This window comes from Aequorivita iocasae, from assembly GCF_016757735.1.
Taxonomy (GTDB): Bacteria; Bacteroidota; Bacteroidia; order Flavobacteriales; family Flavobacteriaceae; genus Aequorivita; species Aequorivita iocasae.
Genome location: NZ_CP068439.1, coordinates 3,022,884 through 3,048,683, shown reverse-complemented (window position 1 = coordinate 3,048,683; position 25,800 = coordinate 3,022,884). Strand labels below are relative to the sequence as shown.

General features: G+C 40.2%; 22 protein-coding genes. 5 read left to right on the top strand and 17 right to left on the bottom strand.

Annotated features, from left to right (window positions below; genetic code table 11):
- Window positions 1-9 precede the first annotated feature (9 nt).
- Window positions 10-642 (top strand): fasciclin domain-containing protein, encoded by a 633-nt coding sequence (locus tag JK629_RS13985; RefSeq protein ID WP_225626051.1) that lies wholly within the window; start codon window positions 10-12, stop codon window positions 640-642.
- A gap of 52 nt (window positions 643-694) precedes the next feature.
- Here JK629_RS13985 and JK629_RS13980 read toward each other — a convergent pair whose 3' ends face one another.
- From JK629_RS13980 to JK629_RS13915, 14 genes are all read right to left on the bottom strand, one after another.
- Entirely contained in the window at window positions 695-3,985 is a 3,291-nt protein-coding gene (locus JK629_RS13980) for an amidohydrolase family protein (protein ID WP_202336219.1), read from the bottom strand.
- 18 nt (window positions 3,986-4,003) lie between these two features.
- Complete coding sequence (locus tag JK629_RS13975; RefSeq protein ID WP_202336218.1) at window positions 4,004-4,576, bottom strand: YdeI/OmpD-associated family protein; 573 nt, start codon at window positions 4,574-4,576, stop codon at window positions 4,004-4,006.
- On the bottom strand, window positions 4,573-6,189 hold the full coding sequence (locus JK629_RS13970) for a M1 family metallopeptidase (RefSeq protein WP_202338071.1): 1,617 nt from the start codon (window positions 6,187-6,189) through the stop codon (window positions 4,573-4,575). The genes JK629_RS13975 and JK629_RS13970 overlap by 4 nt, the downstream gene beginning before the upstream one ends.
- Before the next feature lie 66 nt (window positions 6,190-6,255).
- Window positions 6,256-7,587: a M28 family peptidase gene (locus tag JK629_RS13965; protein ID WP_202336217.1), complete on the bottom strand. Its 1,332-nt coding sequence runs from the start codon at window positions 7,585-7,587 to the stop codon at window positions 6,256-6,258.
- 77 nt (window positions 7,588-7,664) lie between these two features.
- Window positions 7,665-8,534 (bottom strand): TolB-like translocation protein, encoded by an 870-nt coding sequence (locus tag JK629_RS13960; RefSeq protein ID WP_202336216.1) that lies wholly within the window; start codon window positions 8,532-8,534, stop codon window positions 7,665-7,667.
- A 104-nt stretch (window positions 8,535-8,638) separates the two neighbouring features.
- Entirely contained in the window at window positions 8,639-10,450 is a 1,812-nt protein-coding gene (locus tag JK629_RS13955) for an acyl-CoA dehydrogenase family protein (protein WP_202336215.1), read from the bottom strand.
- 43 nt (window positions 10,451-10,493) lie between these two features.
- Window positions 10,494-10,865 carry a four helix bundle protein gene (locus JK629_RS13950; protein WP_202336214.1) on the bottom strand — a complete coding sequence of 124 codons (372 nt, stop codon included), beginning with the start codon at window positions 10,863-10,865 and terminating at the stop codon, window positions 10,494-10,496.
- A 25-nt stretch (window positions 10,866-10,890) separates the two neighbouring features.
- Window positions 10,891-12,078 carry an acetyl-CoA C-acyltransferase gene (locus JK629_RS13945; RefSeq protein WP_202336213.1) on the bottom strand — a complete coding sequence of 396 codons (1,188 nt, stop codon included), beginning with the start codon at window positions 12,076-12,078 and terminating at the stop codon, window positions 10,891-10,893.
- Between the two features lie 42 nt (window positions 12,079-12,120).
- A complete protein-coding gene (locus JK629_RS13940) occupies window positions 12,121-12,474 on the bottom strand; it encodes a four helix bundle protein (protein ID WP_202336212.1) in 354 nt (117 codons plus the stop codon).
- A 31-nt stretch (window positions 12,475-12,505) separates the two neighbouring features.
- Complete coding sequence (locus tag JK629_RS13935; RefSeq protein ID WP_202336211.1) at window positions 12,506-14,914, bottom strand: 3-hydroxyacyl-CoA dehydrogenase/enoyl-CoA hydratase family protein; 2,409 nt, start codon at window positions 14,912-14,914, stop codon at window positions 12,506-12,508.
- 77 nt (window positions 14,915-14,991) lie between these two features.
- On the bottom strand, window positions 14,992-15,432 hold the full coding sequence (locus tag JK629_RS13930; RefSeq protein WP_202336210.1) for a MarR family winged helix-turn-helix transcriptional regulator: 441 nt from the start codon (window positions 15,430-15,432) through the stop codon (window positions 14,992-14,994).
- A gap of 354 nt (window positions 15,433-15,786) precedes the next feature.
- The gene (locus tag JK629_RS13925; RefSeq protein ID WP_202336209.1) at window positions 15,787-16,113 is read right to left on the bottom strand and encodes a DMT family transporter; all 327 of its coding nucleotides are present in this window, start codon (window positions 16,111-16,113) and stop codon (window positions 15,787-15,789) included.
- A gap of 3 nt (window positions 16,114-16,116) precedes the next feature.
- Window positions 16,117-17,466: a T9SS type A sorting domain-containing protein gene (locus JK629_RS13920; protein ID WP_202336208.1), complete on the bottom strand. Its 1,350-nt coding sequence runs from the start codon at window positions 17,464-17,466 to the stop codon at window positions 16,117-16,119.
- A gap of 31 nt (window positions 17,467-17,497) precedes the next feature.
- Window positions 17,498-19,282, bottom strand: a complete 1,785-nt coding sequence (locus tag JK629_RS13915) for an AMP-dependent synthetase/ligase (RefSeq protein ID WP_202336207.1) — start codon at window positions 19,280-19,282, stop codon at window positions 17,498-17,500.
- Window positions 19,283-19,849: 567 nt separating this feature from the next.
- Between JK629_RS13915 and JK629_RS13910 the strand changes: the two genes are divergently transcribed.
- The gene (locus JK629_RS13910; protein WP_202336206.1) at window positions 19,850-20,089 is read left to right on the top strand and encodes a helix-turn-helix domain-containing protein; all 240 of its coding nucleotides are present in this window, start codon (window positions 19,850-19,852) and stop codon (window positions 20,087-20,089) included.
- A 161-nt stretch (window positions 20,090-20,250) separates the two neighbouring features.
- Here the strand turns inward: JK629_RS13910 and JK629_RS13905 are convergent, their stop codons facing one another.
- Window positions 20,251-20,892 carry a DUF6266 family protein gene (locus tag JK629_RS13905; protein ID WP_202336205.1) on the bottom strand — a complete coding sequence of 214 codons (642 nt, stop codon included), beginning with the start codon at window positions 20,890-20,892 and terminating at the stop codon, window positions 20,251-20,253.
- Between the two features lie 28 nt (window positions 20,893-20,920).
- Window positions 20,921-21,205, bottom strand: coding sequence for a hypothetical protein (locus JK629_RS13900; protein WP_202336204.1), 285 nt, complete (start codon window positions 21,203-21,205; stop codon window positions 20,921-20,923).
- Window positions 21,206-21,735: 530 nt separating this feature from the next.
- On the opposite strand from JK629_RS13900, the gene JK629_RS13895 reads away from it, so the two are divergent.
- Complete coding sequence (locus tag JK629_RS13895; RefSeq protein ID WP_129758953.1) at window positions 21,736-22,530, top strand: cation transporter; 795 nt, start codon at window positions 21,736-21,738, stop codon at window positions 22,528-22,530.
- A gap of 101 nt (window positions 22,531-22,631) precedes the next feature.
- On the opposite strand, the gene JK629_RS13890 is transcribed toward JK629_RS13895, so the two are convergent.
- Window positions 22,632-24,197: an IS1182 family transposase gene (locus JK629_RS13890; protein ID WP_225625999.1), complete on the bottom strand. Its 1,566-nt coding sequence runs from the start codon at window positions 24,195-24,197 to the stop codon at window positions 22,632-22,634.
- Window positions 24,198-24,383: 186 nt separating this feature from the next.
- Between JK629_RS13890 and JK629_RS13885 the strand changes: the two genes are divergently transcribed.
- A complete protein-coding gene (locus tag JK629_RS13885; protein WP_202336203.1) occupies window positions 24,384-25,007 on the top strand; it encodes a hypothetical protein in 624 nt (207 codons plus the stop codon).
- Window positions 25,004-25,750, top strand: coding sequence for a hypothetical protein (locus JK629_RS13880; protein WP_202336202.1), 747 nt, complete (start codon window positions 25,004-25,006; stop codon window positions 25,748-25,750). The genes JK629_RS13885 and JK629_RS13880 overlap by 4 nt, the downstream gene beginning before the upstream one ends.
- Window positions 25,751-25,800: the final 50 nt, after the last annotated feature.

The following is a 25,800-nucleotide window of genomic DNA, read 5'->3' as shown; positions in this document are numbered from 1 at the left end:
ATAACTATTATGAAACTAAAATCAATTGTACTGTCTCTAGCTGTAGTGGGAATGCTTTTCGCTAGCTGTGAAGACACTAAAAAGAAAGAAGCTGAGGAACAAGCCAAGGCTGAACAAATGCGTATGGAACGCGAAAAAGATTCTTTGATGAAAGTTGAAGAAATGAACGCCGCTAAAATGGCCGAGATGGAAGCCAATTCAATTGCTGCTAAAGCAATGGGCAATTCAGACTTGTCAACTTTAGTAAGCGCTCTTCAAGCAGCCGATTTGGCACAGACCTTAAAATCTGAAGGTGAATACACTGTATTTGCACCAACCAATGAAGCTTTCAACAAAGTTCCAAAGGCAACAATGGATAACTTGATGAAGCCAGAAAACAAAGAACAACTTCAAGCATTGTTAAAGTATCACGTTCTTCAAGGTAAGATGAATGCAACAGATGTTTTGGCTAAAATTAAAGAAGCCAATAACAAGCTTGATGTTACCACCCTTAATGGTGAAGTTTTAACTTTGTCTGAAAAAGGAGGTAAAGTCATGATTAAAGATGCTAAAGGAAATACAGCTACCGTAACAAGTGCTGATATGGATGCATCAAACGGTGTTGTTCACGTTGTGGATAAAGTATTGATGCCAAAAATGTAATTCAATATTTTAGGTAAATTTAAAAGCCCCACTTTTGGGGCTTTTTTTTTTATTAATGACAACTGCATCCACCATCCATAAAACCGTGGGTTTCCTGATGCCAAGGGAATGCTTGGTTATATTTATCCATTTCCCAAAAAAATGGAAGTCGCTCTTGTGGGTTGTTGCCAATTTCGTTCATCGTATCTGTATCGTATAACCTGCCGTTAACCATTACCATTTTTATAGATTCGGTATTTTCAATATTTTCCAAAGGATTTTTGTCCATCACGATTAAATCTGCAAGTTTTCCAATTTTCAATGAACCAATATCTTCACCGGCGCCAATATATTCAGCAGCATTGATAGTTGCAGCTTTTAAGGCTTCCAGATTGCTCATTCCGCCCTGTTGCAGCATCCAGGTTTCCCAATGTGCGCCCAAACCTTGTAACTGTCCGTGAGCTCCCATGTTTACTTTTACGCCAGCATCGCTCAAGCTTTTTACAGTTTCAGAAACCAAAATATGGCCATTATCATATTCATCTTGGGGTGATTTAATTCTGTGGCGTGATCGGCTGTCCACAATACTTCGGGGAGTGAATGTGAGAAGTTTTTCGTTTTCCCAAATATTGTCGCGTTCATAGTAATAATATTCTCCGTTCATTCCACCGTAGTTCACAATCAGCGTAGGGGTATAGCCCGTTCCACTTTTGCCCCAAACTTCCAATATATCTTTATAAACGGGCGCCACCGGTATGTTATGCTCAATCCCCGTGTGGCCATCAATAATCTGGGTTATGTTGTGATAAAAAGTGGAGCCGCCTTCGGGAACCACATTTATACCCATCTCGCGAGCAGCCTGTAATACCTGTTGGCGTTGGTCTCGGCGGGGTTGGTTATAGCTTTTTACGCTTTTTGCCCCAAAGGCTTTGGTGCGGCGAATACTGCTGCGGGCATCTTCCAAACTATTGATAACTGCCTTAAAATCGCCATCGGCGCCATAGAGAATGAATCCTGTTGAAAACAATCGCGGCCCCACCAATTGCCCACTTTTTTGAAGTTCGGAAAGCGTAAAGACCGTTTCAGTATTAGCCGAAGGATCGTGCGAAGTAGTTACACCGAAAGCCAAATTAGCCATAAAAGGCCAATATTGTTGCGATGGCAATCCATAGCGAAAAGCACCTACATGGGCGTGTGCATCTACCATTCCGGGCATGATGGTTTTTCCTTCGGCGGAATAGACTTTTGCACCAGTGGGAACAGAAACTTTATCGGCTGCGCCTATAGCTTCTATTTTATTTTCATTAATAACAATAGTTCCATTTTCAATTACTTCATCATTTTCCATAGTGATGATGCGCGCGTTGGTAAAAGCAATCTTTCCGCTGGGTTTATCCACGGGGGCTTGCAGACCGATTTTTGTTCCGGTTGAAGTCAATTCTGTCACTTCTTCCGGAGAGCCTTTTAAAAACGTAAACCTGTTCTTCAATTCATTACTGAAATATTCATCGCCCAATGTCCACATTACTTTTTGACTGTTTGGAGACCAATGGATATTAATACTTGCATCTTTTGCGAGTTGCGAAACGGGGAGCGCCTTGGTTTTATCGTCTAAGTCAATGGCGTGGCCATTCAGCACCAATGGGGCAACATATAATTTATGAAGATTTGTAAAAGCAATCCAATCATTGTCTGGGCTGGGGATTAATCTATTTGCATATTTTGAAGTAACATGGGTTTTTTCATCGTTACCTTCAAGGTTTACGCTAATAAGTTTTTTCTCAATATCTCCAAAATAGGTTCCACCAGTCTGAAGAAAAATCCGTTTTCCATCTTTACTGAATAGTGGGTATTCGCCCTTGTCTATAACAAATTTTTCATTGCTGCCGTCGGCATTCATTACATAAATCCCATCATTTTTGGTGAAAGTAAATCCCTGATCGGTATTTCCATTTTCTTTTCTGAAGGTAATTTGTGTTCCATTTGGCGAATAGGAAGGGGTGCGGTAAATTCCTTTTTTTGAAGTAAGCTTTACAGGTGTTACACCATTTGCGGAAATTTTATAAATAGCGCCTTTTTCCAAATCATTCCAAGTAACATATAATATTTCGGAACCGTTGGGGGAGAAGGCAGGCTCAAATTCAAAATCAGTACTGTTTGTTAATCGTGTTGGTTCTCCATTTGGCAAAATTTTCTTGTATAAATGGCCCAATGCACTAAATACAATAATCTCCCCATTTGGTGAAGTAACCGCATGGCGAATCATTTTCGGAGTAAAAGTTTCTGTTTCAATTTTATTATTGAAATGTACAGTTTCGGCCAAATCAATTTTCACATTTACTGTAAAGGGAATGTTTGTAACCTCTAAAGAATTTACATTTATCTTATTTATTTTTCCACCGCTCCAAAAAACAATTTCATCATTGTTTGGCATCCAGCTAAAGTTTGGATAAACGCCGAAGATAGCCCAAGCTTCCTGTTGGTCTTTGTTCAATTTATCATAAATAGGCCATTCTTCTCCAGTTTCCAAGTTTTGAATGAAAAGCACACTTTTGGTGCGTACTCTTTTTACAAAGGCCAATTTTTTTCCATCTCGCGAAATTGTTGGTCTTGCAGCTCCGCCGGGACCTCCCGTTATTGTTTCTGTTTTCCCTGTTTCAAAATCATATCTTTTAATTACATAAATCTGGTCGTTGGGATCTTTGTTGTATTGAAAATAACCACCTGGATACATATCTTCACTGTAATAAAGATATTTCCCATCGGGTGAAACAAAAGGTTCGTTTACGTCCTGCTGATCGTTTTTGCGTTTTGTAATTTGTAAACCGGTTCCACCAGATTTGTGGTACTGCCACATTTCCCCGGCACCCAAACTTCTTTCAGAAGTAAAATGTTTACGTGCAATCAAATAATTACCGTCTGCACTCCATACGGCATTGTTCAACAATCGGAAATCCTCTTCTGTAACTTGCTTTGCTTCACTACCATCTATATTCATCACCCAAATGTTATCGCCACCCCCGGCATCACTGGTGAACGAAATTTTAGTGCCATCGGGATTGAACCTAGGTTGTATTTCAAAAGGAATCCCCGTTCTTATTGCCTTAGCGGTTCCTCCCGAAATAGGAAGGGTATAAATATCGCCTAGCATATCAAAAACTATGGTTTTACCATCGGGACTTATGTCCAGGTTCATCCAAGTGCCTTCGTTAGTAGTAAAGGAGTGGGTTTTATAGTTGAAATCTTTTCCAGGGTTGGCAACTTCCCATTTGGGCTCTTCCTTTTCCTTATCTTTTTTATCCTTCTTTTGTGCGTAAAAAGTAGTGCATATAGCAAGAGATAGGATTAATGAAAATGTTTTCATATTTTAAAAAATTGGAGATTAATTTCTGGATTTAATATTGTTTTCGCACAGCGATATAATTTCTGAAATACGCTTTTGTCGAGTTTCTTCCCTTTTTGCGTGATTTAGCCAATAAAGATAGCTTTTTCTATAATTACGGCTGAAGTTTTTAAAGTTTGAAAATGCCTTTGCGTTATTATCAAATTCTTTTTTAAGATCTTCAGGGATCACTAGGTTTTCCACATCGTCCAAAGCTGTCCAGCTTCCATTTTTCTTGGCTTCTGTTATTGCCTTTTTTCCGTTTTTGTGAAGTAGGTTTTCTCTTTTTAATTCCTTTAAATACGACTTATTGAGCGCGCTCCAAACACTTTTTGGGTTCCGCGGACAAAAATATTGCTGACGCTTCCCATCGCCAAGGCTTTTCACCGTGCTGTCAATCCAACCGTAACAAAGGGCTATTTTAACCGCTTCTTCCCAGCGCATCGTTGGAATTTCCATTTCAAGCTTGTAAAAAATCAGGTAAACACCCTGGGGATGTATTTCATGATTTTCGTGCAGCCATTCACGCCATTCTTTATCATTTTTAAAATAAAGTGTAGGCTTGGTTTTCATTGTTTTATTTCTTCGGAATTCACATAGAAATCTTTTTTTATTTCTACTGTTTCAATTGCAGCTGGAAATTTTTTGGTCTTCCATTCCGAAGTAGGGTAAATCCATTCTTCTTTACCTTTCACCACAGCAATAATGGGCATTTTGAAATCATCAACAATATTTACATATCGAAATTTTAAAGTTTTCCCATCAATAGTGTATTCCAATTTGGGAATCATCGTGGTTCGTAAATATTGGTTCCAAAAAACTGAGAGATCAATCCCGCTTTCTTTGGAAATATAGTCCTCAACCTGTTTGGTGGTAACGGTTTGATGATAAAATTCCTTATTTAAACCCCGTAATATTTTACGCCATTTTTCATCATCATCAACGAGTTGCCGAATGGTGTGCAGTATGTTGGCGCCTTTATAGTACATATCGCCGCTTCCTTCGTAATCAACATTGTAAATACCAATAATGGGGCGATCGTTCGATATGTTGTTTCTGATTCCAACCACATATTCCGAAGAAGCCTTTTTACCGAAAAAATAATCCAAATACAAATTTTCGGAATAATTTGTGAACCCTTCATGGATCCACATATCTGCCACGTCTTTGTTGGTAATATTATTTGCAAACCACTCATGGCCACTTTCATGGATTATTATAAAATCGAACTTCAATCCCCAACCCGTGCCGGAAAGGTCACGGCCTAAATATCCATTTTTAAATTTATTGCCATAGGTTACGCTGCTTTGGTGCTCCATTCCCAAATAGGGCGCCTCGACAAGTTTATAACCATCTTCATAAAAAGGGTAGGGGCCAAACCAGTGCTCAAAAGCTTCCATCATTTTTGGCGCTTGTTTAAATTGCTCTTTTGCTTTCGCCTCATTTTCGCGAAGCACATAATAATCCATATCGAGCATTCCTTTTTCGCCTTTGTACTTTTCACCCCAATGCACATAATCGCCAATGTTTATGTCCACACCATACGCATTTATTGGGTTTACCACTTGCCAGGTCCAAGTTTTGGTAGAGTCGGTTTCACTAACTTTAATTAGCCTTCCGTTGCTTACATCCATTAAATCCTTAGGAGTAGTTACGGCAATAGTAACCCCGTTATCGGGCTCTTCGGATGGATGGTCCTTTAAAGGCCACCAAACACTGGAACCAATACCTTGGTTGGACGTTGCTATAAAAGGCTTGCCATTACTGTCTTTTGTCCATGTAAAACCTCCATCCCAAGGAGGACGAACGGCTTCAGTTGGTTTTCCGGAAAAATAGATGGTTATATTATTTTCGCTTCCTTTTATTTGTTTTTTCTGAAGTTTTAAAAAATGGGCATTTCCTTCAGAAGTGTACGTTATCTTCTTTCCATCTTGAAGTATTTTATCAATTTTCATAGGAGTCTGCAGGTCTATTTGCATAATATTGTTAGGCTCCAAGACTTTATAGGAAATGGTGTTGCTTCCTTTGATGGTTTTTTGCGAAGGATTCACTGTTACTTTTAAATCATAGTGCGTTACATCCCACCACGCTCGTTCCGGCGTTATGCTTCCTATAAGCGTATCTGCGCGCGTAAATTTTTGCGCCAAGGCGGATTGAAATAAAAATAAAATTGCAACGAAAAACATCCCCCTAACTCCCTTCAAAGGGGAAATAATGTTTTGATTTTTTAGTGTAATCATTTTATTAATTTATTATCTAAATACCGAATTTGGAAACATAACAATACTTTCAAACCCATCCTTTCCTACTGAAGCTACACCGAAAAAGTAATTGTCAATCACAATGCCTTCCAAAGTAAATTCTGAAACATCGCCTACAAACCGACTATAATCCCAAGTTGGGCTGGTTGTATCCCGCCAATAAATTTTATAACCCGTTGCGCCATCTACTTTGTCCCATTTCAATTTTGCTGATGGTTCAACAACACCGCCAATAGCAACGTCTGATGGAGCAGGAGGTGCCCAGGCAAGACTGGCCAGATTTATGGCATTAACAGCGGTGAGTTTTGCTGCGTAGTCAAAATTCACAAACTTGAGTTTGTCGCCATATTCTATTCCATTTTCGGTTCGAATGTCTTGGTGTTGCTGATTGTAATTTTCATGTGCTTCCATAATTCTAATTCCAGCCCAGCCCAAATCATTGAAGGGACGGTGATGCCCACCGCGACCAAAACGATCCAATCTATAAATCATCATTGGGTCCATTTCTGGCATATAAGTCTGAGTAGTTTTAAAAACGTAACGGGCAAGTTGACGTGAAATCCCGTCAACTTCGCCGCCGTAAAAACGTCGCATTTGTCTTTCCTTTTCTGTTTCTGTAGGCGGAACGGGTTCACTGAAAATTCTGAAATCGCGATTACTGATTACGCCATTTACCCCTTCAATGTTCCCGATCATATCGTTATTTAAAACTCCAATGATTTCCCAACCTTGTGCTTTGGCATATTCCGCAAAGCCTTTTCCGCCAAACAGCCCTTGTTCCTCGCCGCTCAATCCTAAATAAATGATGCTGCTTTCAAATTTATATTTTGAAAGCACACGCGCTGCTTCAAGGGCTCCAGCCATACCACTGGCGTTGTCGTTAGCCCCGGGAGCATCTTTTTCAAAATCGCTACCATCACTGTTTCGGGAGTCTATATCGCCACTCATAATGATGTAACGGTTGGGGTATTTTGTTCCTTTTTGAATTGCCGCCACATTTACAATCCAAGTATCCATTGGGATTCGGTCGTTTCCTTCGGCTTTTACAAAATCTTTTTGATAGAAAACATTTAAACAGTTGTTGCACCCTGCTGAAATCTTTTCAAATTCAGATTTAATCCATCTACGTGCTGCACCGATGCCACGGGTGTTGCTTACGGTATCGCTAAAAGTATTTCGGGTGCCGAAATTAGCAAGCGTTATGATATCAGCCTCAATTCTTTCCGAAGAAACAGCTTTTATGATATCGTAAATTCTTTGATCGGTTTGCGAATAGGAAGAAGCGGTAAAACAAAAAATAATGATGGAAATAAAACTTTTCATCGGCAAGGGATTTTTTTTAAAAATACCAAAAAGAACGAAGAACGTCCCAAAACTTTTAAAGAATGTAAAATTTGTAATTATTTTGATTCTGAAACGATAGCAAGTTTATTACCATTGGGGCTTATGGCCATACGGCTAATATTCTTCAGGCCATATTCTTCAAGGGAAGCAACCTTGGTCCATTCTGAATCGCCTAAAGTATCGTACATGTAGAGTTTATTGCCACTGCCAATAAGAATTTGTGTGTCATTGATCCAAACATAATCCTGAATGCCGATGGGCAATTGTGTAACAAAAAAACTTTCAAAGGAATCCATATCCAAAAGATATAGGTCTAAATTTCCTTCCTCATTTACCAGGGAATAACTCATAGAATTTGTTTTCGGGACTTTTTGTAACGACCTTCCGGCATTTCGGAAAAGTGTGTCGGCAGTTTTTGTTTGAAGATTTATGAAAACCAAATCCATTGTATTGCCATTTAAAACCGTGGCAAGAATTTCTTTGTCATTATAAAAAGCGAAATAAGCTACTTGTAAATCTTTAATCAACTCTGACGAAGTTCCGGTTTTATAATTGTATTTGTATAATCTCTGTAAACCGTCTTTATCAAGCCTTACTGCGGCCACATCATTAGATGAAGGGAATGTTTGTGGGGAAAATTCACTGCCATTTTTTGTTGGAGTATTAAACCATTCCCAAACGCGATATGTGACGTGAAACTTTGCTATATCATTTTGCCCATCATTATTGCTCGAATAAAGAATAAAATCGTCCGTTTGAAATGAAGGTTGGTTATTGTATCCTTTATTGCTGGAAACTGGTTGAATGTTTAATAATTCTAACCCTTCATATGCGGGAGAAATATCAAAAACATATACTTCGGTATTGGTTTGTGCGAACGTATTATAGGTAATGAATATGATGGATAGGAAAAGGAGCTTTTTCATTATAAATTGTTTTTTTTAAAAAATAGCAAACTTCGAACCAAATTACTGCTAAAAATAAAACCGCCCCATTTCCGGAGCGGTTTTAAGAATAATTTATCAATCAATTAAAACGGATAGTTGTTTTCCGAAATAACTTTGTGGGCAATCGTTCTACGCAATTCGCCAATATTTGGCATGTTTTGATATTTGGTGAAACGCTTAAGTCCCATCAACATTGCACGTTGTTCGTCTCCCTCAGCAAAAGATAGAATCGCTTCTTTTGCTTTTACGGTGATAATATCCACTGCGTGGTAAAGATATAGCTGCGACATCGCAATCTGTTCCTTTTGCGTATCCGCTCCAAAGCGCTTTGTATTCTTTTCGGTACGGAGAATGGCGCTTTCGGCCATGTAGATTTCAATCAAAATATCTGCGGCTGCCATCAAGGTTTGCTGGTGTTCCTCTAGTTCGGTTCCATATTTTTGGACAGCGCTTCCGGCAACCATTAAGAATACTTTTTTCAGTTTTGCAATCATTGCTTTTTCTTCGGAAAGCAATTCTGAGAAATCTGGCGTTTCAAAAGAAGGTATTCCCATCAATTCCGAAGCTACTGCTTGGGCGGGATTTAAAAGATCTACGTGCCCTTTCATTGCTTTTTTTACCAACATTCCCACCGCCAACATACGGTTGATTTCGTTGGTCCCTTCATAGATACGGGCAATTCGCGCATCGCGCCAAGCAGATTCCATAGGGGTATCTGCACTATAGCCCATTCCGCCGTAAATCTGGATTCCCTCATCACTGCAATTTTGAATGTCTTCAGAAACGGCAACTTTCAAGATGGAACACTCAATGGCGTATTCCTCTACACCTTTTAATTCTGCTTCTTGGTGAGAATTGCCAGCTTTTACACGAAGCGCAATTCTGTCCTCAATATTTTTTCCGGCACGGTAGCTGGCACTTTCTCCCACATACGCACTGGTTGCCATTTCGGCCAATTTCAATTTTATTGCGCCAAAGGAGGAAATAGGCACATTAAACTGAATGCGCTCATTTGCGTATTTAACGGCACTTGAAATAACACGGCGTTGTGCGTCAAGACTAGCGGCGGCAAGTTTAATTCGGCCTACATTCAAGGCGTTCATTGCAATTTTGAAACCTTCACCGCGCTCGCCCAACATATTTTCAACAGGAACTTTCGTGTCATTGAAGAAAACCTGACGGGTAGAGGAGGAGTGGATTCCTAACTTCTTTTCTTCCTCGCCCATTGAGATTCCGTTTTCTGGGTCGTTTTCAACAATAAAGCCAGTGATATATTTATCATCTTCAATACGTGCAAATACAATCATAGTATGACAGAAACCTGAATTTGAAATCCACATTTTCTGCCCACTTATCTTGTAGTATTTTCCGTCTTCAGAAAGTACGGCTTTTGTCTTACCGCTGTTGGCATCGCTTCCCGCACCCGGTTCAGTCAAGGCATATGCGCCAAACCATTCGCCCGTAGCAAGTTTTGGTACGTATTTTTTCTTTTGCTCTTCGGTTCCATAAAGCGTAATAGGCAGCGTACCGATACCCGTGTGCGCTCCAAAGGCAGTAGCCACAGAACCGGTAGCACCAGAGATATAGTCACAGACAAGCATCGTGGTTACAAAGCCCATGCCAAGTCCGCCATATTCTTCGGGCACGGCCACGCCCAATAGGCCCATTTCTCCTGCCTTGCGCATAATCTCTTCGGTGAGCGCATAATTTTTATGTTCAAATTCCTCCTTTTTGGGCCAAATTTCGCGATCTACAAATTCCTTTACGGAATCGCGCATCATCTTTTGTTCTTCGGAAAAATCTTCCGGGGTAAAGACGTCTTCGGCTTTTGTTTCTTTTACTAGAAATTGACCGCCTCTTAGTAATTCAGAGTTATTTTTAGTTTGTGTTTCCATTTTTTTTATTTTGTATTTTGAATTCTAAATTTTGAATGAAAATTTAGATGTTATTGTTTTTTAAATTGGTCTGAGCCGTGATTATTATTTTGGTCAAAATGTTTATTATGTGTTCTATTTCCATCAAAAAAGGGGAAATATTAAGTTGGGTCAAATTAGACTTGTCCAAAAGGTTAAGCCAATATTTTGTTTCACGTGCCTCCTTAGACGCGATGGACATTTTATTTATAAAATCCTTTTTCGACTGGGCTGCCGATGCTTCTTCAACGTTAGCTCCTATACTGGTTGCCGAACGTAAAAGCTGTTTTGAAAGAATATATTCCTTTTCATTTTGAAGTTTTTGGTACAAAGAAATTATATCGAGGGAAAACTTAAAGGTTTTGTCAATTATGATATTTTCCTTCTTCGGCTCCATTCCTTCAAAATTTTGAATTCAACATTTAAAATACTTCATAAATACCAGCCGCTCCTTGTCCCGTCCCCACGCACATGGTTACCATTCCGTATTTTCCTTGTAGGTTGCGCTTGCGCATTTCATCAAACAATTGCACTGAAAGTTTTGCGCCTGTACAACCCAGTGGGTGTCCCAAAGCGATAGCGCCGCCGTTTACGTTTACTCTTTCCCTATCCAAACCAAGTTCACGGATTACGGCCAAAGACTGTGAGGCAAAGGCTTCGTTCAATTCTATAAGTTCTATTTGGTCTTGCTTCAATCCAGCTTGTTTTAAGGCTTTTGGAATTGCATAGACTGGTCCAATTCCCATAATGCTTGGCTCCACGCCAACAGCGGCAAAACTTACCAATCTGGCAATGGGTTCTAGGTTTAGTTCCTTTACCATTTCTTCACTCATAACAACTGCGAAAGCTGCGCCGTCACTCATCTGTGAGGAATTACCTGCGGTAACACTTCCGCCTTCGGCAAAAACCGGGCGCAATTTTGAAAGAGCCTCAATATTGGTTCCCTTTCTAGGGCCTTCATCCTTATTTACCGTATATTTTTCGGTTACTTTTTTTCCCGAATCGTTTACGAAAGTGTGTTCCACTTCAATAGGCACAATTTGATCTTGAAAACGATTTTCGTCCTGAGCTTTTAAGGCGCGCATTTGACTTGTATAGGCAAACTCGTCTTGATCCTCTCGGGAAACATTGTATTTTTTGGCAACTGCTTCAGCAGTCAATCCCATATTCCAGTAATAATCTTCGTGGCCCTCCTTTGCCAATTTATAATCTGGAACAGGCTTGTAGCCACCCATTGGAATGTAACTCATGCTCTCCGCACCCCCTGCAATAATGCAATCTGCCATTCCTGTTTGGATTTTTGCCGCGGCAATGGAAATGGTTTCCAATCCCGAAGCGCAATAACGGTTTACCGTCATTCCTGGAATGTCAACAATATCAAGACCCATCAACGAAATCAACCGGCCCATATTTAGTCCCTGTTCGGCTTCGGGCATGGCATTACCCACAATTACATCGTCAATTCGCTTTTTGTCGAGTTGCGGTAATTCATTCATGATATATTTAATGGTTTCCGCAGCCAGTTCGTCTGGACGCTTGAAGCGGAATACCCCGCGCGGTGCTTTGCCCACTGCGGTTCTGTATGCTTTTACTATATATACTGTTTTCATTTTTATTTAGTATTTAGATGTTAGTATTGAGTATTGAGACACTCATTTTTCTAACGATTTTATTAATGAATAGCTCATTTTTTGTAGTTCAATAACTTTGGATAAAATTGGATTTACTAATGATTCTGAACCAAGTTTTAATTTAATTGATAATAATAATTGTGTAAAAAGCTCATATGAAGAACCGTTAGCAATGCCGAGGAAGTTTTTAAATTCACCATTGGTATTTCTTCCTGCCCCTTCTGCAATATTAGAAGGAATTGAAACAGCACTTCTACGAAGTTGACTGATCAATCCAAACTTTTCTTCATTTGGAAAATTTGCAGTTAGTAGATAGACTTCTTCAGCAACTTCCATCGCTTTATTCCAAATCTTTAATTCTTCTAACTTGTGCATTTTCTCAATACTCAATACTAACTACTCAATTCTAATTTCTAAGAGGTTTCCCTTTCTGAATCATATGCTGAAGTCTTTCCAAAGTCTTTCGCTCTCCGGTTAAACTTAAGAAGGCTTCCCTTTCAAGGTCAAGTAAATATTGTTCGCTTACGTAGCTTGCTTCGCTCAAATCACCACCTGCCATTACATAGGCAAGCTTATTGGCTATTTTTTTGTCGTGCTCGCTGATGTAATTACCTGCCACCATTTGGTCCGTTCCAACTAAAAACATTCCCAAGGCTTGCTTTCCGAGTACTTTCACATCGGTTCTTGGGATTGGTTTTGTGTAGCCTTGGTCTGCCATAAAACGCGCAACTTCCTTCGCTGCGGCAATTTGCCTGTTTTGGTTTACGATAACGATATCTTTTCCTTTTTGAAGAATACCCGTATCGTAAGCTTCATAGGCTGAAGTGGAAACTTTTGCCATTCCAATGGTCAAGAAATATTCCTGAAGTCTGTTCAATTCCACATCATCTTTTTTGAAAGTGTCGCTGGCGCGCATTGCCATTTCCTTGGAACCGCCACCGCCGGGGATTACTCCAACGCCAAATTCAACCAAACCTATGTAACTTTCGGCTGCTGCAACCACGCGGTCTGCGTGGAGCGTAAACTCACAACCTCCACCCAAGGTCATTCCATGTGGTGCAACCACCACGGGAATAGAGGAATAGCGGATGCGCATACTTGTATCCTGAAAATACTTTACGGCTGCATTTAATTCTTCATACTCTTGTTCTACTGCCATCATAAAGATCATACCAATGTTGGCGCCCACGGAAAAGTTTTTGCCGTTGTTGGCAATTACCAAACCGTCAAAACTAGCTTCGGCAAGGTCTATAGCTTTGTTTACACCGGCAAGTACATCGCCCCCAATACTGTTCATCTTGCTTCGGAATTCTACATTTAAAATACCATCGCCCAAATCTTCAACCACAACGTCTTTGTTGCTCCAAACTTCCTTGGATTTTCGGATGTTGTCCAGAATAATAAAGGCATCCTGTCCGGGTATTTTTTTATGTATTTTGTCTGGGATACTGTAATAGTATGTGTTCCCTTCACGTACTTCATAAAAGCTATCCACGCCACTCTCAAGCATTTCATTTACCCAAGGGGCGGGCTCTTTCCCTAAATCTTTTATTAGTTCAATTCCCTTTTTCACGCCCACGGCATCCCATATTTCAAACGGGCCGTTTTCCCAGCCGAAACCGGCTTTCATGGCATCGTCAATCTTATAGAGCTCGTCGGTTATTTCGGGAATTCTTTTGGAAACGTAAGCAAACATAGCCCCGAAATTTTTTCGGTAGAATTCGCCTGCCTTGTCTTCACCTTTTATAAGAATTGGGAAACGGTCGGCCACATTATCAACCGATTTGGTTTTTTCCAAGGTACCGAAAGAGGCTTTTTTGCTTTTTCGGTATTCCATGGATTCAAGGTCGAGTGATAGGATTTCGCTACTTCCGTCGTCGTTTTTCACTTTTTTGTAAAAACCCTGTCCGCTTTTGCTTCCCAGCCATTTGTTTTCCATCATTGTGTTGATGAATTTTGGCAGTCTGAAGGTTTCGTGCTCCTCATCGTCGGGCACATTTTCATAGATTCCGTTTGCAACGTGCACCAAGGTATCGAGACCAACCACATCAACAGTGCGGAAGGTTGCCGATTTGGGTCGGCCGATTACCGGCCCGGTCAGTTTATCTACTTCTTCCACGGTAAGGCCCATTTCCTTTACTTGGTGGAAAAGACTTTGAATGCCGAAGATTCCGATTCTGTTTCCTATAAATGCAGGAGTGTCTTTTGCGACCACGGAAGTTTTCCCGAGGAATTTTTCGCCATATTCATTTAAAAAGTCTAAAACTTCAGGCGAGGTTTTTGGTCCGGGAATGATTTCAAAAAGTTTTAAATAGCGGGGCGGATTGAAAAAGTGCGTACCGCAGAAATGTTTCTGAAAATCCTCGCTATGGCCTTCGCTCATTAAGTGTATCGGGATTCCGGAAGTGTTTGTGGTAATAAGTGTGCCTTCCTTTCGGTGTTTTGCAAGATTTTCAAAAACCTGCTTTTTAATGTCCAGGCGCTCTACAACCACTTCAATGATCCAATCGGCAGTGTTTACCTTGGAAATATCGTCCTCGAGATTTCCGGTGGAAATCCGTTTTGCGAAATCCTTGTGGTAGAGTGGGGCAGGGTTGCTTTTTATCGATTTCTGCAAATCGTTGTTTACGATCCTGTTTCGTACAGCCTTATCATTTAGGGTTAAGCCCTTTTTCTTTTCCTCATCGGTAAGCTCGCGCGGAACAATATCCAGCAACAGCACTTCCACGCCTATGTTGGCGAAATGGCAGGCTATGCCGCTTCCCATAATTCCGGAACCGATTACCGCTACTTTGTTAATTCTTCTTTTTGACATATTTTTTAAAGTTAGTGGTTAATAGTTATTCGTTAATTGGGTTATAACTATTTTCCTAATTCTTAATTCCTAACTCTTTATTGAGAGTCGTATATTTTTTTTGAATTGATTAATTCGTTTATTGTGTTTGCCACCTTTTTGAAAATCTCCAGTTCTTCGGCAGAGACATTTTTTTTTACCGCTTCATCAAAGCCTAAAACCACCCCTTTTGAAAAATCGCGCATCTCTTTTCCGAAAGGCGTTAAGTGGATCAAGACCCCGCGACCATCATCAGGATTGGGTTTGCGCTCTATCAAACCTTTTTGTTCCATAGATTTCAAGGTTCTTGAGAGGCTAGTAGCTTCCATCCCCATTTTTGGTCCAAGTGCCGTGGAGGGCGTGCCTTCCTCGGGATCAATGCTTATAAGGGCAAAGCCTGTGGCCATGGTGCTTCCTTTTTTTCCAGCTTCTTCATTGTACATTTTTGTTACGCTCATCCAGGTGGAGCGCAGTATATAATCGATTGTTTTTTCCTTCATTAAGAGACTTTGAAAAAGTGGAATATCAAAGATACAAAAATTTATTATGCATGCATAGTATGTGGGGATGTTTTTTGTGAGTAGTGAGTAGTGAATAGTGAGTTGTGAGTAGTGAGTTGTGAGTAGTGAGTTGTGAGTAGTGAGTAGTGAGTATTGAGTAGTGAGTATTGAGTAGTGAGTATTGAGTAGTGAGTATTGAGTAGTGAGTATTGAGTAGTGAGTAGTGAGTAGTGATGAGTAGTGAGTAGTGAGTAGTGAGGAGTGAGTTGTGAGTTGTGAGTAGTGAGATGTGAGACAAGAGAACAGAGAACAGAGAACAGAGAACAGAGAAAATACGTAAGACTAATTAGGATATTAATTTGCAACGAATTTCAACCCTATTATAGAGGCAATGAGGGTAGCAAGAAAGAATACCCGCCAGAAAGTAGCTGGTTCGTTAAAATAGAATATCCCCACCAATACCGTCCCCACGGCTCCAATGCCCGTCCACACCGCATAGGCAGTACCGATGGGAAGCGTTTGTGTAGCTTTTATAAGTAAAAACATACTGATAAAAAGGCAAATTAAAAACCCCCCAAACCACAATTTTGAATCGAGGCCCGAGGTTTCCTTTACTTTGCCGAGGCAGGCTGCGAAGGCTACTTCAAAGAGGCCGGCGATTATAAGGAGGAGCCAGTTCAAATTTTAAATTTTTATGAGCTGTTTCGTAAGTGAAGAATTTTCCGAAGTAATTTTTACGAAATATATTCCGGATGTTAATTCAGAGATTGAATAGTTGCGCTCACCTAAATCCATTTTTTTAACGGTTCTTCCTTGGCTGTCAATTATTTCAATAGTTCCATCTTTTAATCCTGAAATTTCAAACGACCCGTTCGTTGGGTTTGGGTAAATTTTGATTTTAGCAATTTGATTTTCTTCTGTGTCGAGAGCGCAGGCGGCTTCTACTTCTTGTGGGGTTTGACAGCCTATATTATTATCATTTATATATGTATTTTCCAAGTCGATATCTAAATGATCACAAACACTTAAAACAGCACATTCTGATAAATTTGGGTTATAGTTTATGTAAAGATTAGTTATTGTTTCGGCATCAACATTTCTAATTCCTCCTATGTTTGAAAGTTGATTATTATTCGCAATTCCCAGCTCACCATGAACAGCAGTTAATCCTTCAAGGCCATTTAAAGATAAAAGCATGTTATTCTCAAGTATCATAAGTCTTCCCTCAATTCCATTAAACTCAATAATTTCAGTAAGTGAGGATAGGCCACTAATGTCCTGAAGTTGATCATTGAGTTGTATGTAGAAATAATTTATGGTTGTTAAAGATTCAAGTCCTTGTAGGGTTAATAACGATCCATTTTCTGAAATCACACCATAATTAGTATAGACTAAAGCATCCAAGCCACTTAAATCGATCAACCCATCATTTCTTAAGATATCAAAACCTGAATTAATTATTGATAGGCCATCCAATCCGCTTAAATTGGTTAAAGAATCATTATTATCTATTAGTAAATAATTTATGGATGTAATATTTTCTAAACCGTTTAAAGAAGACAAAATATCGTTATAAGAAATTGAAATTGCATCATTTATTTGCATAATATTCAGATTCGAAATATTCGTAAGGTTATCATTATTTCTTATACTTAAATTTCCTACAGAATTAAGGTTTTCCAATCCGTGAAGATTTACAAGATTATTATTTTCAGATATATATAAACCCTCACCAAGGATATTTAAATTGTCGAGCCCTGTAAGATCTATTAATTGATGAGAAGAATTAATTACTAAGCCTCCTTGAATTTCCACAATTTGCGAAAGTCCGTTTAAATTTGTTATATCTCCAAATATATCATGTATAGTTACATTCCCTTCGATTACAGAGCATCCAGAATAATCTGTAGAAAAATTATCAATTGTCTCTTGATTATAAAATGTAATTCCATTAGGCAAACATTGTCCATTAATAAACCACATATTGCCAATCAGCAAAACGACAAGAAATATCTTTAAAGTAATTTTATTCATTCTCAAAATTTTTTCCGCAAAATAGTAAAAATTATTCCCCGCTATGCCCATAAATCTTATTGTACAAATCAATATACTTCTCCTTGATTACTTTTCGCTTCATTTTCATGGTAGGGGTTAAGTGGCCACCTTCAATACTCCATTGCTCAGGGGTGAGCTCAAACTTCTTTACTTTTTCCCATTGGCCGAAACGTTGGTTATAAAAATCAATTTCTTTTTGGATACGGTCAATAACATCTTGGTTTTTTACCAATTCCGCAGGATCTGAAGGTATGTTGCGTCCTTTTTTGTTTCCCCATTCCTTTACAAAATCAAAATCGGGCTGAATAAGCGCTGCAGGCATTTTCTCGCCTTCACCTATTACCATAATTTGATCAATAAAGCGAGACTGTTTCATTGCATTTTCCAAAAGTTGTGGCGCCACGTATTTACCTCCACTGGTCTTAAACATTTCCTTTTTGCGATCGGTAATTCTAAGGAAGCCTTCGCTATCCACTTCGCCAATATCTCCCGTGTGGAAATAGCCATTTTTAAGCACTTCTTCTGTTTGTTCTTGGTTTTTGTAATAGCCGCACATCACTTGTGGCCCTTTAACCAATATTTCGCCGTCTTCAGCAATCTTTACTTCGGTTTCTCTTAGCGGTTTGCCTACGGTTCCTATTTTAAAACCGTGGTTGCGCATATCGTTTACGGAAACTACGGGAGATGTTTCGGTCAATCCATAGCCTTCCATCACCGGAATTTGCGCAGCGTTGAAAACCCTTGCCAAGCGCGGTTGCAAGGCTGCACTCCCGGAGGCAATGGCCTTTAGGTTTCCTCCCAAGGCCTCTTGCCATTTGCTGAAAATAAGCTTACGGGCAATTTTCAGTTTGCTTTCGTACCACCAGCCATTTTGGCCGTAGGGTTCGTATTTAAGACCAAGCTCTATGGCCCAGAAAAAGAGTTTTTTCTTAATTCCCGTAAGGTCCGCACCTTTGGCATAAATTTTATCGTACACTTTTTCCAGCAAACGCGGAACGGCGCTCATAACGTCGGGCTTTACTTCTTTCAGATTTTCGCTGATGGTTTCCAGCGATTCCGCAAAATGGATTTCTACCCCGCAATATTGATACATATACTGCAGCATGCGCTCATAAATATGGCAAACGGGCAGAAAACTTAATGCTTTTGATTTTCCAAGTTCAATGGGTAAACGTTCTGAGCTGAATTTGGCATTTGAAGCAATATTTTTATGCGAAAGCATTACCCCTTTGGGCTTTCCGGTTGTGCCTGAAGTATAAATTAAGGTTGCCAAATCATCCTCCTGTATGGCTTCTTTTCTTTTATCCAGCTCGTCCTGGTTACTTTTGTCTTTACCTTCATCCAGTACCTCTTGCCAGTTTTTGGCGCCTTTAACTTTATCAAAGGTATAAACCTCTTTTAATGAGGGTACGTTAGTTCTTATTTTCTGGACTTTATCGTAAACCTCTTTACAGGAAGCAAAGCAGTAAACACTTTCACTATGGTTTAATACGTATTCATATTCATCTTCAGAAATGGTAGGGTAGATGGGTACATCTTGGGCGCCCGTTTGCATAATCCCAATATCGCAGATGTTCCACTCTGTTCGGTTGGTCATTGAGATTACCGCAATTTTATCGTTCGCTTTAACGCCCATGCTTATAAGCGCGCGACTTAATGCATTGGCCTTATCAATATATTCCTGGGTGGATGTGGCTTTCCACTCCCCGTTGTATTTTGTAACAAGTGATTTTTCCTGAGGATATTTTTCAAGCTGATAATATGGGAAATCGAAGAGTCTTTTTGGATCTGTCATGATAGAATTATTAAGGAAGTGAAAATAATGATTTTTTTTAAGTTTTTTTGCAAATGAAAAATGATTGTCGCCAGAATATACAATTGGTTTTTTAAAAGACTAAGAAACAGGATGTAATTTGGTAATGCTGAAGAAGGGTCAAATTCCAAATTCCAAATCCCAAATCCCACATCCCAAATTCCAAATCCCAAATCCCAAATTCCAAATTATCAATTAGCCAATTACCCCCGCTATTGCGCGATTGCATCGCGTCCATTCACAGCAATATTTTTGAACAAGTAAAAATAAACAAGTTTAAAACGTGAGTCGAAATTATAAATTCCATAATCCTGAGGGCCTGTATTTTGTAAGTTTTGCAGTAATTGAATGGCTTGATGTTTTTAGGAGAAATGAATACAAGGACATCTTGGTTAAAAGCTTGTCTGACCCACGCGATGCAATCGCGTGGTAACAGCGGCTTTTTTTATTCGCATTTTGACGCCTTACGGCATATTCAGACTCGATAGGCCTTTTTTTAAAAATAAATTTTATCTTAGCAGTACTCCCCAGCTCTAAATCTTTTATAGTATGCCTCAAGAACCTACTAAAGAAAGGTCTAAGGACCTGCGAGAAGTTCGTCTGGTAAAGGACGAGCAGATTACCGAGCTATTTGGAATTAGCAAATCCTGCCTCTATCGATGGCGAAAGCGGGGTGCCATTCCTTATATGAAAATTGGAAGTACCAATTTTTACCTTGAAGATGTAATTTTAAAAATGCTCTACCTACGCGGGGGCAAGCTTCCCGATGATATGGATGAAAAACCGTAAGCTGAAGGTTGAATGCTGAAAACGTATGACTTATGACTTATGACGTATGACATAAGACGTAGGCTATACCTTTATCAATAGAGCGACTATTGCTAAAAGCCAAAAGCCGTAAGCCGTAGGATTAAAGCCTACAGCCTACGGCCTAAAGCCTACAGCAAAAATTAAGGCACGGTAACCGCACCCGCATAGCTGCTAACGGCTGCCAGATTGCCCTCTGCTGTTGCAAAGGTAACCCATACCTCTGCCAAGGATCCGCTCAAATACGCGGGAATGGCAAGTTGTACAACGGCATCTGCACGGGTAGCGGCAGGATTAAACTGCACAAACTCGTTCATTTCCGTACAATACACCACCGCGATCAACAGGTCGGTAGCATCTGCAGAACCTAGGCCGCTGTTGTCCGTCCACGTAAGGTTTATTAACCCACCTTCCACGGCAAGTTGCGGATTATCAACCCCTCTTAGGTCGCCCCGGCTTATCAGCACTTTTGGGTAATCAATTAGCCAAGTGTCGTCGGGGCCGGGCAATAGGGCCTCATTTAAATGATAGCCTGTTGCCAGGTTAAACGGCGACTTCGCTTTTTGTTCTTTCCCAAAATAGGCACTTAAAATGCCTTTAATAGGAGTTAAAAATTTAATGACCGTGCCAAACTTTGCACGTTGTTCAAGCTGCGCCTTTGTGGCAGCAACAGTCGATTCTTTTGGCAACCCGCGCATCAGGTCTTTTCCTCTCCAGGAATAACCGATCACGGGGCCAACTTTTCCCCTAAAGGGGCCTAGGATACCTTTGTTGTATGTTCCCATCTTTTTAAAAATTAGTTAAACATTCATTTTAATTAATCACTGCCAAAGTAATGGGCAAATAACTGTTATCCAAATAGTTGAATGGAATTGACTGGAATTGAACGCAATCAAAACCAATAGCACTCCAAGGCTCCCCACGGCCTGCAATTAAAACCAAAGGATTAAAATGTACTACCATTGCATCCGCTTTCACACCCCTGCCCAAAATGTACCTCGATTGCACGCCATTGCACACCCTTGCACACTCCTGAACACCATGGACCGCCATTGCACACCATTGCACACGCCAGACCGGAATGTACCGCAATTGCATACCATTGCATAGGTTAAGGCATTTTCCGCGGGTTTTGTTTGGGTGTTGGTTTGGTCATGTTCAGTTGCGGGTTCCAAAAAAGAACCTTTTTGCGAACAAGGGTGGGAGCGGACCGGGAGGAGTTGCGAAATACGAAGTTCATCATTAGATGTAGGACGTAAGACTTAGGACGTAAGACGTAAGATTTTTCATCAACCATTCACGCATTCACTTATTCAAGATTTACGATTTACGATTCACCCACCAGCCTATAGCCTAAAGCCTATAGCCTAAAGCTTAAAGCCTATAGCCATAAAAAAAGTTAATACATTAAAGATTATTGCTATATTTGAAACTGAAACCTCGTGTTTTATTCTCCCCTTTTAAACAAAACCCTTAGGCTGGTTAGGCCATGTTTGGGTTTTGCTATGCGTTAATTTTGAAAGATTATTAATTAATATAGCGCACATGTGCGGGATAACAGCAATAGGGATTCAAAAACATGCGTATATACACATGTTGTGGTTAATGTTGAAAAACCAAGAAACTAAATGAATAAAACAATATTTGAGATTACCAAAATGGACTGTCCTTCAGAGGAAAATCTAATTCGAATGAAATTGGACGGAATTTCAAGTATTGCGAATTTGGACTTTGACATTCCCAACCGAAAACTGACCGTTTTTCACAGCGGAGAAACTGACCAAATTGAAAAATCAGTTATCGAACTGAATTTAGGAGGAAAGAAAATCTCGACTGAACAAACCGACCAAACTGAATTTAACGAAAATGCAAACCAAAAAAAGCTACTTTGGTCTGTACTTGCCATAAATTTTTCTTTTTTCATAATTGAAATGACAACAGGAATAATCTCAAAATCAATGGGATTGGTTGCCGACAGTTTAGATATGCTTGCGGATAGTTTCGTTTACGGAATTAGCTTGTTTGCGGTTGGCGGAACAGTAATAAAGAAAAAACGGATTGCCAAACTTGCTGGATATTTTCAAATAACACTTGCAATTATCGGATTTGTAGAAGTTTTAAGAAGATTTTTCGGAGACGAGAAACTACCCAACTTTTCGACAATGATTATCGTTTCGATTTTCGCCCTTATTGCAAACGGAATTTGCCTTTATATTTTACAAAAGTCAAAAAGTAAAGAAGAGGCTCATATGAAAGCAAGTATGATTTTCACTTCAAATGATGTGATTATCAATTTGGGAGTTATTATTGCGGGACTTTTGGTAAATTGGTTGAGTTCAAGCAAACCTGATTTGATTATCGGAACAATAGTTTTTGTTTTAGTAATTCAAGGGGCTTTTAGAATTTTAAAATTGAGTAAATAAATAAAAAAACACTAACCACAACAATGGTAACCGTTGCACAACCCCTTAATTCCGTAAAAGCTGACCCCGTTTAAGCCGTTTTAAGCGGCTTTATTTTTTGTTCACGCTACAGCGTAGGCACTCTTCGGAAGTATTAAAAACGGGGCTATACATCTCTGAAGGTGCTTTTTCAGTGAAAACGTAAGCGCAAGGCAGATTGCCCCACTTTTTGACCGTTTCTGGACGAACTTTAGGTATTTTTTAAGGTTGTAGGCCATTGCCGAGAGGTGCATGCACTTGTTGGCCTGTGCCAGCCCAATGGTATTTACCTTGCCAAGCCCCATAAACTGGGTGAGCGTTCCGAAGACCGGTTCCACCGTACTCTGCCTTTTGCCCTTCATATACCTGCCCAGTGGGCTGCTTACACGGGCAATGTTACGTTCATATTCCTCTCGATATGCTGTTATGTTGATGCGTTTTTCGTGCGACTTGCCGATGCACTGGGCCTTGATGGGACAGCCCTTGCAATCGCTCCTCCTGGTGAAATAGTTATCCTTGAGCGTTCCCTTTTCCAGTTTCTGCTTGCGGAAGGTCACCTTTTTTCCCTGTGGGCACAGCCAGTAATTCCCGCCCTCTATATAGACAAAACCCTCCGGGCCACCTTTGTAGGTGCCGTGGGGCGGGATAAAGCTCTTGATGCCCTGCCTTTCAAGGAATGCATAGTTCTCGCCGCTGCTGTAGCCCGTGTCGGCCACGCAGTTTTCCCAGACCAGGCCTTGTTTCCCTAGCCGCCGTTTTAATCGCTGTACAATGTCCGGCAATTGCTGGTTGTCCTTTCCATCCGCGTGGTAGGCCCTTATATCGCTGATCACGTGGTGGGCGGTGTCCACGCACAGCTGGCTCAGGTAGTTGAGCTTCCGTGCCTTGCCGGGCTTTACGCTGATGCGGGCATCGGGATCGGTGGGGCTGTAATGGGTCTTGTTGCTGGTATATTTACTTCCCTTGTTTCCCGCTCCGGGGCGCTGATCTTGGTCTTTGTTCCAGCGTTTGTTTCGTGAGGCAATGGCATTGAGTTCCTTCCCGTTGGCGGTAATAGTACGCTGGCCTTTATCTGATCTATCGCCCTTGCTTTTGCGAAAGGGCTTTTCTTTATCCATTGCGCTTATGTGGCGAACCTTACGAAGATGTGATTCCAGCTCTTCTTCCGGAACCTTCAGCTCCAGACTGTCCATAGAGGCATTGGCCTTGACCGGGGCGCTGTCCACCGTCTGGGTATGGCCGCTGACCATCCCCACATCCACGCAGAGGGTGAAGACCTTGGTGAACACTGCTTCAAAGACATCCTCGGGAAAGAGTTGCCGCGTACGGCTGATGGTAGAGTGCCAAGGGAGTTGCTCGTCTATCCCATAGCCCAAAAAGTAGAGGATATCCAGGCGCATCCCGCAATGTTCCACAAGCTTGCGGTCGCTGGTGATGTTCTCCAAATAACCAACCAGACAAAGCTTGAAAAATACGATCGGGTCGATGCTCTTTTGGCCGCTGTCGCCATAAAAGTCCCTTGTAAGTGCATATAAATAATTCAGGTCCAAAGCCGATTGTAGCCGACGGTAAAAATTGTGCTCCGGAACGCGCTCGCTCAAACGGAAATCGTTGAAGAGCTTTTCTTGGTAGATCTTTTTTCCTTGCATACCATGAAATTACGGAAAATCCTTAACTTGTGCAACAGGCACAATGGCTATAAGTAATTGCTTGTTCTCGCTTACTTCTGAAAATCCTTGCGGATTTTCAATTTGGTGTATACCTGCAAAGTTAACCGCTAAACCACGCAACTACTCATAGCCGAGACCGTTGGGCGTAATTAAAACTAAAGTAATATGAATACAGCAAAAGCCAAGATCAACCTAAAAGATGGTCAAATTGAATTAGAAGGAAGCGAGGAGTTTGTTAGCAACCAACTCGAACATTTCAAAGAATATATTAAAGCTTATCAGAATAATAGTGATTTCGAAGCTGAAGAAAGTGTAGAAGTGGAATCACATTCCTCAAATCCTACTTCGACCCCAAAAGGAAGTAAAACTGTAACTGAGACAACAAATGGAGAAAAGAAGTCAAAGAAAAAAACTTCATCAGGAAAGGCTCCCTCAATAGAATCAGAAAAATTCGACTATCTAAAGGATGGCAAAATAGAGGGGCTTAAGGACTTTTTTCTATCAAAATGTCCTGGAGCAGATTCCAACACAGGTAACAAAATTGCTGCAATAGGATATTATATCCAATTCGTAAGAAAACTTCCATATTTCACGGAAGGTAATGTGGAATTTGCATACCGGATTTTGGATTTGAAAGGAAGGCCTAAGTTTATGAGACAAATAATAATTAATAATAAAAACACACGTGACTTGTTTGAGCCTGTAGAAGGCGTATCTGGTGCTTGGAAATTAACACGCGCTGCTGAAATATTCGTTGATGAAGACCTTCCAACCAAGTCAGAAAAATGAATGTCTCTGATTTAATTGATAGAGTAGACGATTTTGAGAAATTAACTCAAAAGGAACAGGTCAAGTTAATTGCCTTCTTCCATTGCGTTGAATATTCTAAAGAATTTTTTACAACCACAGATATTAAGGCTGAATTTGAGAAACATTCTCTTTCACTTCCAGCTAATGTATCTAATGAGGTTCTAAAATTAAAAAAGGAAAAGCCTGCAGTCCTAATTTCAGGAAAGAGTGGTCTAAGTTTTCAGCGTAAGGCCAAAAAGGGCTTAGAAGAAACCTACCTTGGAACAACTCATAAAAGAGAGATTTCTACGACCTTGCGTGATTTGTTGCAAAACGTAAGTGGGAAAGAACAAAAATCTTTCCTTGAAGAAGCAATCACATGTTTTGAAGTAAAATCTTTTAGAGCATCCATTCTAATGGTGTGGCTACTTACTATTGATACAATTTATGAGCATGTTTTGCAGGTCCCTAACATTGCGAAATTCAATAATGCTATTCAAGCTCACGGGAAATACAAAAAAATAACAATCAATAAGAAGGAAGACTTTAGTGATATAAAAGAATCAGATTTTATTGAACTATTAAGGGTGGCCAAACTCATATCTAATGATACACGAAAGATTCTTGATGAGAAACTCGGAATCAGAAACTCTTGTGCGCACCCAAACACATTGGTTATTGAAGATTATAAGGCAATAGCCTTTATACAAGACTTAGTTAAAAACGTAATTGAAAAAATATAAAACTACGCCCAACAACACCTATACGCAATGCCCTTTGGGACACTGCGCAT